Origin of the sequence: Nocardia brasiliensis (assembly GCF_042691675.1) — a bacterium.
Lineage (GTDB): Bacteria > Actinomycetota > Actinomycetes > Mycobacteriales > Mycobacteriaceae > Nocardia > Nocardia brasiliensis_D.
In genome coordinates, this window is the sequence record NZ_CP170507.1 from 7,264,365 (window position 1) to 7,278,730 (window position 14,366).

At 66.6% G+C, this 14,366-nt stretch carries 13 protein-coding genes; 6 read left to right on the forward strand and 7 right to left on the reverse strand.

Going from position 1 to position 14,366, the window contains the following annotated elements; translation table 11 throughout:
- Positions 1-18 precede the first annotated feature (18 nt).
- Both ACFK0J_RS33435 and ACFK0J_RS33440 read right to left on the reverse strand, forming a co-directional pair.
- Positions 19-732, reverse strand: a complete 714-nt coding sequence (locus tag ACFK0J_RS33435) for a GAP family protein (protein WP_378733697.1) — start codon at positions 730-732, stop codon at positions 19-21.
- Positions 733-870: 138 nt separating this feature from the next.
- The gene (locus tag ACFK0J_RS33440) at positions 871-1,506 is read right to left on the reverse strand and encodes a TetR/AcrR family transcriptional regulator (protein ID WP_378733698.1); all 636 of its coding nucleotides are present in this window, start codon (positions 1,504-1,506) and stop codon (positions 871-873) included.
- A 60-nt stretch (positions 1,507-1,566) separates the two neighbouring features.
- Here ACFK0J_RS33440 and ACFK0J_RS33445 point away from each other — a divergent pair, with 60 nt between their 5' ends.
- The 6 genes from ACFK0J_RS33445 (at position 1,567) to ACFK0J_RS33470 (ending at position 9,308) form a co-directional block, all read left to right on the forward strand.
- A complete protein-coding gene (locus ACFK0J_RS33445) occupies positions 1,567-3,108 on the forward strand; it encodes a flavin-containing monooxygenase (protein ID WP_378733699.1) in 1,542 nt (513 codons plus the stop codon).
- A complete protein-coding gene (locus ACFK0J_RS33450) occupies positions 3,105-3,935 on the forward strand; it encodes an SDR family NAD(P)-dependent oxidoreductase (protein ID WP_378733700.1) in 831 nt (276 codons plus the stop codon). Before ACFK0J_RS33445 ends, ACFK0J_RS33450 begins: the two co-directional genes overlap by 4 nt.
- A gap of 15 nt (positions 3,936-3,950) precedes the next feature.
- Positions 3,951-4,865 carry an alpha/beta hydrolase gene (locus ACFK0J_RS33455; RefSeq protein ID WP_378733701.1) on the forward strand — a complete coding sequence of 305 codons (915 nt, stop codon included), beginning with the start codon at positions 3,951-3,953 and terminating at the stop codon, positions 4,863-4,865.
- Between the two features lie 119 nt (positions 4,866-4,984).
- Positions 4,985-6,778: an AMP-dependent synthetase/ligase gene (locus ACFK0J_RS33460; RefSeq protein WP_378733702.1), complete on the forward strand. Its 1,794-nt coding sequence runs from the start codon at positions 4,985-4,987 to the stop codon at positions 6,776-6,778.
- 179 nt (positions 6,779-6,957) lie between these two features.
- Positions 6,958-8,595 (forward strand): sulfite oxidase, encoded by a 1,638-nt coding sequence (locus tag ACFK0J_RS33465; RefSeq protein ID WP_378733703.1) that lies wholly within the window; start codon positions 6,958-6,960, stop codon positions 8,593-8,595.
- Between the two features lie 86 nt (positions 8,596-8,681).
- Complete coding sequence (locus tag ACFK0J_RS33470; RefSeq protein ID WP_378733704.1) at positions 8,682-9,308, forward strand: Uma2 family endonuclease; 627 nt, start codon at positions 8,682-8,684, stop codon at positions 9,306-9,308.
- Between the two features lie 62 nt (positions 9,309-9,370).
- Here the strand turns inward: ACFK0J_RS33470 and ACFK0J_RS33475 are convergent, their stop codons facing one another.
- From ACFK0J_RS33475 to ACFK0J_RS33495, 5 genes are all read right to left on the reverse strand, one after another.
- A complete protein-coding gene (locus tag ACFK0J_RS33475) occupies positions 9,371-10,852 on the reverse strand; it encodes a DHA2 family efflux MFS transporter permease subunit (protein ID WP_378733705.1) in 1,482 nt (493 codons plus the stop codon).
- Positions 10,849-11,601, reverse strand: coding sequence for a PadR family transcriptional regulator (locus ACFK0J_RS33480; RefSeq protein ID WP_378733707.1), 753 nt, complete (start codon positions 11,599-11,601; stop codon positions 10,849-10,851). The genes ACFK0J_RS33475 and ACFK0J_RS33480 overlap by 4 nt, the downstream gene beginning before the upstream one ends.
- Before the next feature lie 214 nt (positions 11,602-11,815).
- Positions 11,816-12,532, reverse strand: a complete 717-nt coding sequence (locus tag ACFK0J_RS33485; RefSeq protein ID WP_378733708.1) for an ABC transporter permease — start codon at positions 12,530-12,532, stop codon at positions 11,816-11,818.
- Positions 12,529-13,197, reverse strand: a complete 669-nt coding sequence (locus ACFK0J_RS33490) for an ABC transporter permease (RefSeq protein ID WP_378733709.1) — start codon at positions 13,195-13,197, stop codon at positions 12,529-12,531. Before ACFK0J_RS33490 ends, ACFK0J_RS33485 begins: the two co-directional genes overlap by 4 nt.
- On the reverse strand, positions 13,185-14,357 hold the full coding sequence (locus ACFK0J_RS33495) for an ABC transporter ATP-binding protein (RefSeq protein WP_378733710.1): 1,173 nt from the start codon (positions 14,355-14,357) through the stop codon (positions 13,185-13,187). Before ACFK0J_RS33495 ends, ACFK0J_RS33490 begins: the two co-directional genes overlap by 13 nt.
- Positions 14,358-14,366: the final 9 nt, after the last annotated feature.

Genomic DNA, 14,366 nt, shown 5'->3' on the forward strand with positions numbered 1-14,366 from the left:
GGTTATAGAAGTTGGGGTTCAGCCCTGGAAGGCGAGGGTGGCGGCGGCGTTGAGGGTTAGCCAGATGCCGATGCCGCCTACGGCCCAGCCGATGGCTTTCGCGCTGTTCTTGGTGAGCCAGTTGTTGATTCGTTGGAGTAGGGGGTCTATTCGTTCGTGGGCCAGTAGGCGGGCGGCGGCTAGGACGAGGGCGGGGAGGGTCATTACCAGGCAGTATGCGGCTAGGGTTGCGCCGGTTAGGGGCCAGGTGAGGTCGGTGTTGGCGATCAGGCCCACGGCGGCGAGGTACGGGAGCATGGTGGCGACTTCGAGGGTGGCGGCCACCAAGGCGAGGTTCATCAGGCTGCGTGCGCTGCCGCTGCCGGACATTGTCTTGGCGCGCCAGCGCTGGATCTTGCCGGGTTGGCCCGCCTGCCGTGCGGCCCTGGCTTCGAGCCGGTAGCTCAGGGCGATGATGGAGATACCGAGGATCAGTTGGCCGATTCGCAACGGCCACTGCGGGAGGTCGATCGAGCCGGATCGGACCGCGGTCAGCACGGCATCGGCACCGAGGGCCAGCAGGATGCCGACACCGAAGTAGAAGACGGCGACCGTGGCGAGGTAGATCGCGATGCGACCGAACCGCAGCCGTCCGGGGGTCAGCAGCAACCAGATCGGGATCAGCAGGGTGCCGAAGCTGGTGCTGTCGATGAGGGCGAGGCCGATCAGCGCCCCGACGAGGGTCGGAGTCATCGGTATTCCGTTCCGGGATGCGACACGTCTTTGATGGTGTCGCAGCCCGTCCCCCCGCCGCGTCCGACAAAGGGAGGACCCCGGTCACCCCCACGACGTAGTCGTTCCCGGCGAGGCCGGGCGGCACGGGTGGAAGTCTCAACCGCGTAGGGCAGCGGCCAGGGCGGGGCTGAGAGCAAGCGCGGGAAGGGATTCGACGATCAGGTCGATGAGTTGCTCACGGGGGATGGGCTTTTCGCTCATCCAGGTGAGGATCGTTTCCTCGACGAAGGCGATCCAACCGCGGACGGCGAGGGCGAGGCGGGGACGGTCGGGGTCGTCGGCGGGGATCGGCACTTCGCAGAGCACGAGTTCGGCTATCGCACTGCGGGATTCGTTGACGAAGGTGACCATGCCGGGGTTGTAGCTGGAGGGTCCGCGCAGGATGGCGTGGTAGGCGGCACGGTTCTGTTCTACGTAGTCGACGTAGCGTTCGACCGAATCGCGGAGCATGTCGAACAGCCCGAGGCTGCGGTCGGGCGCGGTCGCGGCCAGGAACTCGGCGCTGACATGCCGTGCGATCGCCTCGTGGAATTCGTTCTTCGAGGCGAAGTAGTGAAACAGCAGGCCACGGGATATACCCGCCTCTTTGGCGATGTCCTCGACAGAGATATCCTCGAGCGCCCGCTCGGCGAGCATCTCGGCCCCCAGCGTGATCAGTTGCAGGCGGCGCTCGTCCGGACTGAGCCGAACACGCTTGGTCTCTCCCGAACGACTGATGCTCACGTCCCACATCTTACTGAACGTGATTCAATACTGTTGACTGCTGCTCAATAAGCATCTACGCTCAGGTATATGAGTCGCAAGGTTACAGACAAAGCTGTCGGCGACCGGCCAGTGCGCCACGTCAAGACGATCATCATCGGCAGCGGTTTCGCGGGCCTAGGCCTAGCGATCCGGTTGAGCCAGCAGGGCCGCACCGACTACCTCGTGCTGGAACGGGGCAGCGACGTCGGCGGCACTTGGCGGGACAACACCTATCCCGGCGCAGCCTGCGACGTGCCGTCGCACCTGTACTCGTACTCCTTCGCGCTGAACCCGAACTGGTCGCGCTCGTTCTCCCGGCAGGGCGAGATCCAGCAGTACATCCAGGGTGTCGCCGACAAGTACAACGTGCGCGACAAGCACCTCTTCGACTGCGATGTGACCGGCGCCCGCTGGAACAACGCCACCGCGCAGTGGGAGATCGAGTCGACCAAGGGCAGCTTCACCGCCGACACCGTGGTTTCCGCGGTCGGCGCGCTGTGTGAGCCCGCCCTCCCGGATATCAAGGGCATCAACGACTTCCAGGGCGAGATCTTCCACTCCGCCCGCTGGAACCACGACGCGGACCTGACCGGCAAGCGCGTCGCGATCATCGGCACCGGCGCCTCCGCCATCCAGATCGTCCCGGCCATCGCGGGCAAGGTCGCACACCTCGACGTCTACCAGCGCACCGCCCCGTGGCTGCTCCCCCGCCTGGACCGCCCGTACACCAAGCCCGAGCGGCTCGCGTTCAAGTACCTGCCGGGCTACCAGCGGCTGTCCCGCGCGGCCATCTACGCCGCGCGGGAGACGCAGGTGGTCGGCCTGGCCAAGGTTCCGGCGCTGATGCAGGCGTTCGAGCTGATCGCCAAGGCCAAGCTGCGCTACGAGGTCCGCGACCCCGAACTGCGCGCCAAGGTCACCCCGAACTTCCGGATCGGCTGCAAGCGCATGCTGATCTCCAACAACTACTATCCGGCGCTGAGCCGCGACAACGTGGACGTGGTCACCGACGGCATCGCCGAGGTGCGCGCGAATTCGATCGTCACCAAGGACGGCACCGAGCGCGAGATCGACGCCCTCATCGTGGCGACCGGCTTCCACGTCACCGATTCGCCGACCTACGAGACCATCGCGGGCCGCGACGGACGCACCCTCAGTGAGGTGTTCGATCAGATCGGACAGCAGGGCTACAAGGGTTCGACGATCGCGAACTTCCCCAATATGTTCTTCCTGCTCGGCCCGAACGTCGGCCTGGGCCACACCTCGATGGTGTACATGATCGAATCGCAGATCAACTACGTGGCCGACGCGCTGGCCACCGTCGACCGGCTCGGCTTGCGCACCGTGGAGGTGCGCAAGGACGTGCAGGACGAGTTCAACGCGGACCTGCAGCGCAAACTGAGCAAGAGCGTCTGGATCAATGGCGGCTGCGCCAGCTGGTATCTGGACAAGCACGGCAACAACACCACGTTGTGGCCGGACTTCACTTTCGAATTCCGTAGGCTCACCAAGTCATTCGACGTGGACGCCTATGAGACGACACCCGCGTCCGAACCGTCCCGAGCCGACCTGAAAGTAGGGGCATTGTGAGCAAAGATGCTTACTTCTGCGACAAAGTCTGTGTGATCACCGGAGCTGGCTCCGGCATCGGTCGCGCACTCGCCGAAAATCTGGCCAAGCGGGGCGCCAAGCTCGCGCTGTCCGATATCGACACCGAGGGCCTGGCCGAGACCGTGCGCCGCTGCGAAAAGCTGGGCGCCCAGGTGAAATCCGATCGGGTCAACGTGGCCGAGCGCGAGGCGGTGCTGCTCTACGCCGACGCGGTCAAGACGCATTTCGGCGCCGTGCACCAGATCTACAACAACGCGGGCATCGCCTACCACGGTGACGTGATCAAGTCCGAGTTCAAGGACATCGAGCGGATCATGGACGTCGACTTCTGGGGCGTCGTCAACGGCACCAAGGCGTTCCTGCCGTTCCTGATGGACTCCGGCGCCGGGCACGTCGTCAACGTGTCCAGCCTCTTCGGCTTGATCGCCGTTCCCGGCCAAAGTGCCTACAACTCGGCCAAATTCGCGGTGCGCGGGTTCACCGAGTCGCTGCGCCAGGAGATGCTGGTCGGCAAGCACCCGGTCAAGGTCACCTGCGTGCACCCCGGCGGCATCAAGACCGCCGTCGCGCGCAATGCCACCTGGGCCGAAGGCATCGACGGCAAGAAGGCCGCCTCGATGTTCGACGCGAAGCTGGCCATGCACACCCCGGAGATGGCCGCGCAGACCATCACCGAGGGCGTGCGCAAGGGACACGGGCGAGTGCTGATCGGCTGGGAGGCCAAGCTGCTCGACGTATTCGTCCGCGTCACCGCCTCCGGCTACCAGCGCATCGCCGCCGTCGTGAACCGCCCGTTCCTACCCTGATTCGAGATCCAACCCATGCGGGACATCAATCTTCCGCTGCCCGTCGCCCGAGCGTTGCTGCGTCCGATCTTCCGCGTCACGCTGAACAAGCGGACGCCGTGGCGGATGCAGCGGCTCTTGCTCGAGGTGAGCTCGGCAGCGCAACTGGTGCCCGCGGGCACCACCGTGCACCGGCTTCGGCTCGGCGGCAGACCGGCCGAGCGGGTCACCGCCACCGAGAAACCCACCGGTGCGGTGCTTTATCTGCACGGCGGCGGCTACGCGGTCGGCTCACCGGTGACCCACCGGTCGCTGACCGCCCGGCTGGCCAAGGAAACCGGGTCCGCCGTCTATGCCCTCGACTACCGACTGGCACCGGAGCATCCGTTCCCGGCCGGGCTCGACGACGCCGAAGCGGCGTTCCTGGAACTGGTGAACAGCGCGGGCTACCAGCCGGACCAGATCGCCCTCGCCGGTGATTCGGCGGGCGGCGGTTTGTCGCTGGCCACCGCGCAGCGCCTGATCGCGCGGCACGGGCACACCCCGGCCGCACTCGGCCTGATCGCGCCGTGGACCGACCCGAACCAACCGCCGGAACGCGACAGCGACCTGGTGATCACCCGGGGCTGGTCGCGGGCCTGCGCCGCCGCCTATCTCGGCGACGGTGATTCGAGTGATCCTGGTTACGCGCCGCTCACCGGCGAATTGGTCGGGCTGCCGCCGACCTATGTTCAGGTCGACATCAGCGAGTTGCTGCACGGGCAGTGCGTGAAGTTGGTCGCCGCGCTGCGGACGGCGGGCGTGCACGTCCGTTTCACCGAGAGCACCGGCCTGTGGCACGTCGCGCAGCTGCAAGCCGCGCTGGTCGCCCCGGCCGCGGCGGCGGTGAGCGAGCTGGCCGCGTTCCTACGGGAAGCGATTCAACCGGTCCATATGCGCGACTTAGGATGACTACGAAGCGGATCCGTAGCTCGGGTGTTACGCACGGATCCGTTTCTGGTGGTCGACCTCACGGCCCTGACCAAGGTGTCGTAGATTACTGGCGAGTAAACCCACGTGGAAGGGCACTGATGCGAGAGTTCGAAGTCCCGGCTTCCTACACAATTCCGGAAGACGCGAACAATTCTGACAACGTCTTCCGGCACGCCGAGGAGTCGCCCGGCGCGGTGCTGTTCAACGTTCCGAGCGGCAACGGTGGCTGGCAGGACGTGACGGCCGCGGAGTTCGCGAAGACCGTCACCGGTGTCGCCAAGGGACTCATCGCCTCGGGCATCGAACTCGGCGACCGGGTCGCCATCATGGCCCCCACCCGCTACGAGTGGGCCGTGCTCGACTTCGCCATTTGGGCGGTCGGCGGCTGCACCGTCGCGATCTACGACAGCTCCGCCGCCGAGCAGGCCAAGTGGATCCTGCAGGACTCCGCCACCAAGCTGCTGATCGTCGACAGCGACCGGCACCGCGCGGTCATCAATGAGATCGAGGCCGGTTCGCTGGCGGACCTGCGGGAGACCCTGCAGATCGACAAGGGCGCCGTCGACGAGCTGACGAGCCGTGGCGCCGACTTGGCCGACCAGGCCGTGCACGACCGGCGCAAGCAGGTCAACGCCGAGTCGCCTGCGACCCTGATCTACACCTCCGGCACCACCGGACGCCCCAAGGGCGTCATGCTCTCGCACGCGAACCTCTATGCCGAGTCCAAGTCGGACCGGATCGCGCTCGGCAAATTCATCAGGCCCGGCAAGAAGACGCTGATGTTCCTGCCGATGGCGCACGTCTTCGCGCGCGCCGTCGCGCTGGCCGCGTTCGACGCCAAGGTGATCGTCGCGCACACCTCCGACTGGGCCACCCTGGTCGACCAGTTCGGCACGTACAAGCCGCACTTCATCCTGTCGGTGCCGCGGGTGTTCGAGAAGGTGTTCAACAGCGCCAAGCAGAAGGCGTACGACGGCGGCAAGGGCAAGATCTTCGACGCGGCCGCCGACACCGCCATCGCGTGGAGCGAGTCGATCGACCACGGCGGGCCCGGACTGGTGCTCAAGCTCAAGCACGCCCTGTTCAACAAGCTGGTCTACAGCAAGCTGCAGGTCGCGCTCGGCGGCCAGTGCGAGGCCGCGGTCTCCGGCGGTGGTCCGCTCGGCGCCCGCCTCGGCCACTTCTTCCGTGGCGTCGGCGTCACCATCTACGAGGGCTACGGGCTCACCGAGACCACCGCCGCCATCACCGTGAACACCCCGGAAAACATTCGGGTCGGCTCGGTGGGCAAGCCCATCGAGGGCCACGGCGCCAAGATCGCCGAGGACGGCGAGCTGCTGCTGCGCGGCTCGGTGGTGTTCAACGGCTACTGGGGTAATGCCGAGGCCACCGAGGACGCCTTCCAGGACGGCTGGTTCAAGACCGGCGACCTCGGCGCCATCGACGCGGACGGGTACGTCACCATCACCGGCCGCAAGAAGGAAATCATCGTTACCGCGGGCGGCAAGAACGTCTCCCCCGCGCTGCTCGAGGATTCGCTGCGGGCCAACCCGCTGATCAGCCAGGTAATGGTGGTCGGCGACGGCCAGCCGTTCATCGGCGCGCTGATCACCCTGGACCCGGAGGCGCTGCCCGGCTGGCAGAAGAACCACAACGTGCCCGCCAACACCCCGATCGAGAAGTTGATCGAGAACCCGGAACTGATCGCCGAGATCGACGCCGCGGTCGCCGAGACCAACAAGAAGGTCTCGCACGCCGAGGGAATCAAGAAGATCCGCATCCTGCCGGTCGACTGGACCCAGGAGGGTGGCGAGCTCACGCCGAAGTTGTCGCTCAAGCGTGCGGTCGTGATGAAGCAGCACGCCGACGACGTGGCGCAGATCTACAGCTGAGTCAGGGCGTCGCGGCGCTGTCCGCGAGTTTCCTTCGCGGACAGCGCCTTTCGCTTGTTTGCCGACGCCTGGACGCAGTTCGCGTTTCGCGTGGCGCGACAGCTTGGGCCATCGCGGTGAGCCGGGGGCCGTTAGCGAATACGCACTGGTGGTGACCGCCCGGCAGTACGCTCGAAACCATGGCCGATCTGCGACTGCGGGTGGTAGCTGGGATCGTCTCGGCGGGCGTGGCGCTCGGCGTCGCGGAATTGCTGGCGGCGTTCTTCGGTGCCGACCGGGCGCCCCTCAACGCCCTCGGCGCGACCGTGGTCGACCACACGCCCGATGGGGTCCGCGAATGGGCCATCAGCACGTTCGGCACCAACGACAAGGCGGTTCTGTATATCTGCATGGGCCTGGTTGCCGTGCTGGTTGCCGGGTCGGCGGGGGCGATCGAACGCACCACGCGGGCGGCCGGGTCCGCGGTGCTCGCGGTTTTCGGGGTGGTAGCCGCCATCGTTGTTGCCGCCCGGACCAACGCCGCCGGTGCGCTGCCGACGATTATCGGCGTTGCGTTGGGCATCTACGCGTTGCGGGTGCTGACCCGTCGGATCGATGCGGCAGACGCGGCGACTGACCAGACGCCTACCGAAACACGAGGTGTCACAACAAGATTCGGTGACAAGGCAGGTAAGTCCGCGCCGACACCCGCATCCTCGACCTCCGGTAGCACCGCCGACCACGCGAAAACAACGCGGGCCGCCGCGATACCGGAACGGCGGCAGGTCTTGCAGGGTCTGTTGCTGGTGGGCGGGCTGGCTGTGGTCACCGGTGTGGGCGGGCGGTTGCTCGGGGGGCGGCGACACGATGTGTCGGGTGAGCGAGCGGCGGTGGAGTTGCCGCAGCCGAGTGCGCCGGAGACGCCGATCGCGCCGGGCGCCGATCTGCGGGTGCCGGGACTGACGCCCTATCTCACCGCCAACGAGGACTTCTATCGGATCGACACCGCGTTGGTCGTGCCGCAGGTGTCCAAGGACGATTGGTCGCTGCGCATTCACGGCATGGTGGATCGCGAAATCCGGCTCACCTGGGCGGATTTGGCGAACCGACCGGCCGTGGAGCGGCTGGTGACGCTGGCGTGTGTGTCGAATCCGGTCGGTGGCGATCTGATCGGCAATGCCCGCTGGCTCGGCTACCGGCTCGATGAACTACTCGCCGAGGCGGGCCCGCATCCCGACGCCGACATGGTGCTCTCGCACAGCACCGACGGCTGGACCGCGGGTACGCCGCTGTCCGTGCTCACCGACGGTCGCGACGCGCTGCTCGCGGTCGGCATGAACGGCGAACCCCTGCCGGTCATCCACGGATATCCGGCCCGCCTGGTCGTGCCCGGCCTCTACGGCTACGTCTCCGCCACCAAATGGGTGACCGAGCTGGAGATCACCCGCTTCGACCGCGCCACCGCCTACTGGACCCGTCGCGGGTGGTCCGCCCTCGGTCCGATCAAAACCGGCACCCGTATCGACACCCCGCGCCCGCGTAGCCGAATCAAGCAGGGCCGTACCACCGTCGCCGGTGTCGCCTGGGCCCAGCACCGCGGCATCCGCGCCGTCGAAGTCCAGATCGACAACGGCCCTTGGCAACCCGCCCGGCTGGCCGACGAGCAATCCATCGACACCTGGCGCCAATGGGTCTACGACTGGGATGCCACCCCCGGCCCGCACACCCTGCGTGCCCGCTCCACCGACGCCACCGGCGAGGTGCAAACCGCCGAACGCCGCGACGTAGTCCCCGACGGCGCCACCGGCCACCCCTCCGTCACCGTCCAGGTGAGCTGATACCGACCTTGACCTATGGCGATGTCCGCGCTCGTCACCGGGATAGGATCGACAAGGAATCCGTTGCCCGCCCAGAGGAGCGCTGCGTGTCCGCCGTATTCGATTGGGCCAAAGAAGAGAACCTCCAGCCAGAGCCGATCACGGTGGCGATCTGGAAAGAACTTCCAGAAGCTTTCTGCCGTCTCGTCGAAGTCGTCAACGGCGAAGCCGTCCGGGCCGAATCGCTGACGCGGCGGCATCAGAAAGCCGCCCGACGAATCGCCGACCTGGTCGAGGTGGCAGCTGAAACGCACATGAATCGCCATCAGGACGGCTGCTTGGACGTCGACACCGACTTCGATGTCGTGCTCTGGGAGTTTCCCAACGCCACGATCAGACGGCCCGACGTGGCGCTTTTCGACTGCGCTCCGGAGGAGCTTCGGCCTTTGCCCGCGTCGATGGTGAAGCTGGCTATCGAAGTCGTCTCACCAACGTCTGAGAAAATCGATATCGCCGAGAAGAAAGCTGAGTATGCGCTTGCGGGTATTCCTTGGTATTGGATTGTTTGGACAGACGACAACCAGGTCGCGTCCATAGCAATTCATGTACTCGATCACGCCCATGATCAGTACCGCTTACACGCCGTGCTCGAGCCGACCAGCACAGAGGTCGTGATCGACATGCCGATTCGGATACGAATCGACTGGACTCGACTATCGGAGCTGGTTCGCTGACCATCGCCCGGTCGAATGCTGCACCCCACCGACGAATGTCTGTGGGACGCAGCACTCCTGACTCAGCTGGCCAGTGAATCGGCCGTGATCGGCTCATCCTTCGGCTTGGCCGGGAAGCCTCGGCCGTGGCGGAGGAAGAGGGCGGAGGCGATGACGCCGATCAGGAGGATGGCGGCGGGGAGGAGGGTGGCCTGGCTGAGGGCGGTGCTGAAGGCGTCCTCGACGAATTCGGGGACGGGCCCTTGGCCCGCACCGCCTTCGGCGACCTTGCCGCCGCCGAGGCCGTTGGCCGACATCCGGGCGGCGATGAGCGCGCTGATCGCGGCACTGCCGAGAACCGAACCGACCTGGCGGGTGGTGTTGTAGACCCCCGCACCCGCACCGGCCTGTTGGACCGGCAGGTTGTGCGTGGCGGTCGACGCGAGCGGACCCCAGATGCAGGCGTTCGCGAAACCGGCCAGCGCGGCCGACACCAGGAACCAGACGATCGAAGAGTCCGGCGTCATCAGTGCGGAGAACCAGAAGATCGACACCGCGAACAGCGCGAAGCCGATGGTCGGCACGATCCGTGGCTGCACCCGGTCGGCGAACTTGCCGATGAACGGCGCGAAGATGCCGGTGACGATCGCCATCGGCGCGAACACCAGCGCCGACTCGGTCGGCGACAGCTCGCGCACCGCCTGCAGGTAGAAGTAGGACGGCACCATGAACGCGGTGACCGCCGCGCCCATCGCGGCGATCGCGGTGTTGGACAAGGCGAAGTTGCGATCCTTGAACAGGCTCAGCGGCAACAGTGGTTCGCCGCTGTTGCGTGCCTGGTTCACCGCGAAGGCGCCGAGCACCACCAGTCCGAGGCCGATCATCACCCAGATGCGCAGCGACCAGTCGTAGCTGTTGCCCTCCTGGATGCCGAACACCACCAGGAACATGCCGACACCACTGAGCAGCACGCCCGGGATGTCGAACTTGTGCCGGTTCGTCGGCAGCGCGGGCACCAGCCACACCGCCAGCGCGAACGCGATAATGCCGAGCGGGACATTGACGATGAAGATCCATTCCCAGCCGAGGCCGTCGACCAGCACACCGCCGAGGATCGGCCCGATCAGCGTGGCCAGACCCGCCACGCCGCCCCACAGCCCCATGGCCGCGCCGCGCTTGTCCGGCGGGAAGGTGCGGGTGATCACCGCCATGGTCTGCGGCGTCATCAGCGCCGCGCCGATGCCCTGCACGGCGCGCGCGGCGATCAGCATGGCGATGCTGCCGGACAGCCCGCACCACAGCGACGCGGCGGTGAACACGGCGAGCCCGACCAGATAGATGTTCTTGGGGCCGAAGCGATCACCGAGCCGACCGGTGACCAGCAGCGGCACCGCGTAGCTGAGCAGGTAGGCGCTGGTCACCCAGATCACCTGGGAGATGTCGGCGTGCAGGTTCGTCATGATCGCCGGGTTGGCGACCGCGACGATGGTCATGTCCAGCAGGATCATGAAGAAGCCGACGACCAGCGCGGTGAGCGCCAGCCACGGATTGCGTTGGGTGGTCATGAATTCGGAGTTCCTATCTCGGCGGTTACCGATGACGGGGGAAGAACGACGGACGGCGCGGCGGCGTCGGCCGAGGGCGGGGGCAGACCGGCGCCGAGGCTCGGCGGCTCGGCATGATCGGCATTCGGTCGATCGCAGTACGCCTCGACGGCCCGCTCACCGGTGGCCGGATCGAAGTCGTCCCATTCCAGTGTCCCGCTGTCCAATTCGGCGAGGAAGCTCTGGATCCAGGCGATCTCCGCGCTGAGCCTGGCGCGCTGATAAGGGAGCACGATGGTGTAGCGGCGCGGAACCCCGCGCCCACTCGCCCACTCGATCATCGAGTCGACCTCGGCGAGCTCGGCAGCCAAATGCCCGACGCGCTCGCGCAACAAGGCGAGCACATCGTCCTTGGGCAGGTTGTGCGCCTCGCCCAGCGCGATCGGGAACACCGGATACTCCGGTGCCGGATACCGCAGGATCTCGGTGATCCGGGCACGTAGTGCCGCTCTGCCACGTTCGGTGATCCGATAGGTGGTGCGTTCGGGCCGGTTGCCTTCACGGTCGACACCTTCGGACCGGACGAATTCCTGCTCGGCCAGCCGTGTCACCGTGTGATACAGCGAGCCGGGCCGCACCTTGACCAGCCGATCTTCCCGGCGCGCGATCAGCAACTGAAACATCTCGTACGGATGCATCGGCCGCTCCTCGAGCAGCGCGAGCACGGCGATCGCCAGTGGCGTCACCGCCGGACGCGCCTGCTGCGCCATTCCCATTACCTCCCGTAGATCGCTCGTCGCGCGAGCCGGAGCCGTCGATTCGAGGCGAACGCTAGCCGCACCCTCGGACATGCCCCACGCCAAATACTCCAAACGGAATATACGGCGCGGAACAATGCAGCTGCAAGACAGATCGCTCGATGTGAAAGGTGATTCGAAGCACCGCGCACCCGCCCGGCGGCCGGGCTCGCGCGATGGACCGAGTTCAGTCGGCGGACCGCACGCTCAGGTCGGGGGCCGCGGGCAGGACATACGTGCGCTGCATCCGGCCGGTGCCGGGCGTGCTCGCCCACACGGTAATGGCGAGCAGGCCATCGAGCACCATGGCCAAGACGGCGACCAGCAGCGCGCCGACCAGGACCCGGTCGTACCGATACAGGCTGATGCCGTCGAAGATGTAACGACCTAGGCCGCCCAGGTTGACGTAAGCCGCGATGGTCGCGGTGGCGACCACCTGGAGGGTGGCACCGCGCAGGCCGGTGAGCAGGATGGGCATCGCATTGGGCACCTCGACGCGGAACAGGATCTGCCGTTCGGTCATCCCCATGGCCCGCGAGGCGTCGACGACGTCGGCCGGCACATTGGCGATTCCGGCATAGGCACCGGCGAGCAGCGGCGGAATGCCGACGGTCACCAGGGCGAGCAGCGGCGGAATCAAACCGAGACCGAGCAGCAGCACCAGGAAGGTGAGCAGGCCGAGCGTCGGCAGGGCGCGCATGGCGTTGGCGAAGCCGACGAGCAGCGCGGCGCCGCGCTTGGTGTGACCGATCACCAGGCCGAGCGGCACCGCGATCGCGGCGGAAATCACGATGGTGAGAAAGCTGTACCAAAGATGTTGGGCGATCCGGGTTTCGATGCCCGCGGGCCCGTTCCAGTTCGCGCCGTCGGTGAGGTAGTGCCAGGCGTCGATGAAAAGATTCACAACGCACCGCCTTTCGCCTGCGCGGACCTGACGTCGGCCCGCACCCACGGCGTCGACCAGCGGCCGAGCGCATAGACGAGACGGTCGAAGATCAAGGCCAGCGCCAAGATAACGATGATGCCCGCGACGATCTCGTCCGGATAGTCCCGCTGGTAGCCCTGGGTGAACAGCTTGCCGACGCCGCCGACACCGATCAGCGCGCCGACCGACACCATGGCGATATTGGTGACCACCACCACCCGCAGGCTGGACACGAAAACCGGGATGGCCAAGGGCATGTCGACGGTGAGCGTGCGGCGCAGCGGGCTGAACCCGACCGCGTCGGCGGCGTCGATCACCTCGGCGGACACCGAATCCAGCGCCGCGGGCACCGCGATCACCAGCAGCGCGGTCGAATACACCGTCAACGCGATGATCACGTTCAACGGATCGATGGTGGAGATCCCGACCAGCGGCGGAATGATCACGAACAACGCCAACGACGGAATGGTGTACGACAGGCTCGCCACGGTCACCGTCACCCGGCGCAGCCAAGCGACGCGGCGAACCAGCGCACCCACCGGAATCGCGATCACCAACCCGAGCAGTAGCGGCACCAGCGCCAGGTACAGATGGGTTTTGGTAAAACCCATGATCTCGGCGAAGTTGTCGATCAAATACCGCACGTCGGCCCCCCGCCGCTCACTTCCTGCTCGAAGAAGTGTCGATTGCGGTCGGCGTCCTCGGTGGCCCGCTGACCGGCCAGCTGCTGCAGCACCTCGGTGGCCAGCACGCCACCCCGCACCGCACCCGAATCATCCACGGCGACACCGACTCCGGACGGCGAGGAGATCGCGGCGTCCAGCGCCTGCCGCAGGTCGCCGGTCGGCGTGAACAGCGAACCACCCGCGGACGTGCTCTCCGCCAGCGAACGTCCGGCGCGCACCGCCTCCACGCCGGTCACGTCAACCCAGCCGTTCGGCCTGCCCTCCGCGTCGACGACCAGCACCCAATCGCCGCGAGCCAACCGCAGCGCGGTCACTTCGGCCGCGGACGCGGTCCGGATCTCGTGCAGCGGAACATCTTTCGCGGACCGAAAGGACAGTCCGCGATAGCCGCGGTCGCGCCCGACGAAATCGGCGACGAAATCGGTGGCAGGCTGGGCGAGCACGTGATCGGGCGGGTCGTACTGCTGCAACACACCGCCGCGCCCGAACACCGCGACCCGGTCACCCAGCGTGATCGCCTCGTCGATGTCGTGCGTGACGAACACGATGGTCTTCTGCAATTCCGCTTGCAGCCTTTGCATTTCGCTCTGCAACTCGGCCCGGACCACCGGGTCGACGGCGCTGAACGGCTCATCCATCAGCAGCACCGGCGGGTCGGCGGCCAATGCCCGCGCCACCCCGACGCGTTGCTGCTGCCCACCGGAGAGCTGCGCCGGATACCGGCCGGCCAACGACCGGTCCAGCCCTACCCGATCGAGCACCTCCAGCGCCGCCGCGCGAGCCGCCTTGCGCGAATCACCGCGCAGCACCGGCACGGTCGCCACATTGTCGACGACCGTGCGGTGCGGCAGCAGTCCGCCGCTCTGGATCACGTAGCCGATACCGAGCCGCAGCTTGACCGGATCGACCTTCGAAATGTCCTGTCCGGCAATGGTGATCGTGCCGGAGCTGGGCGTGATCATCCGGTTGATCATCCGCATGGACGTGGTCTTGCCGCAGCCGGACGGGCCGACGAACACGGTGAACGTACCGGAATCAATACGCAGATCGAGATCGGTGACGGCGTGCGTGCCGTCCGGATAGGTCTTGCTGATGCCGTTGAATTCGATATCGGACAACGGTTTTCC

What these genes read in the sequence shown, in the direction of transcription:
- ACFK0J_RS33435 (WP_378733697.1), bottom strand. Translation starts at nt 732, where the DNA reads ATGACTCCGACCCTCGTCGGGGCGCTGATCGGCCTCGCCCTCATCGAC.
- ACFK0J_RS33440 (WP_378733698.1), bottom strand. Translation starts at nt 1,506, where the DNA reads ATGTGGGACGTGAGCATCAGTCGTTCGGGAGAGACCAAGCGTGTTCGG.
- ACFK0J_RS33445 (WP_378733699.1), top strand. Translation starts at nt 1,567, where the DNA reads ATGAGTCGCAAGGTTACAGACAAAGCTGTCGGCGACCGGCCAGTGCGC.
- ACFK0J_RS33455 (WP_378733701.1), top strand. Translation starts at nt 3,951, where the DNA reads ATGCGGGACATCAATCTTCCGCTGCCCGTCGCCCGAGCGTTGCTGCGT.
- ACFK0J_RS33460 (WP_378733702.1), top strand. Translation starts at nt 4,985, where the DNA reads ATGCGAGAGTTCGAAGTCCCGGCTTCCTACACAATTCCGGAAGACGCG.
- ACFK0J_RS33465 (WP_378733703.1), top strand. Translation starts at nt 6,958, where the DNA reads ATGGCCGATCTGCGACTGCGGGTGGTAGCTGGGATCGTCTCGGCGGGC.
- ACFK0J_RS33475 (WP_378733705.1), bottom strand. Translation starts at nt 10,852, where the DNA reads ATGACCACCCAACGCAATCCGTGGCTGGCGCTCACCGCGCTGGTCGTC.
- ACFK0J_RS33480 (WP_378733707.1), bottom strand. Translation starts at nt 11,601, where the DNA reads ATGGCGCAGCAGGCGCGTCCGGCGGTGACGCCACTGGCGATCGCCGTG.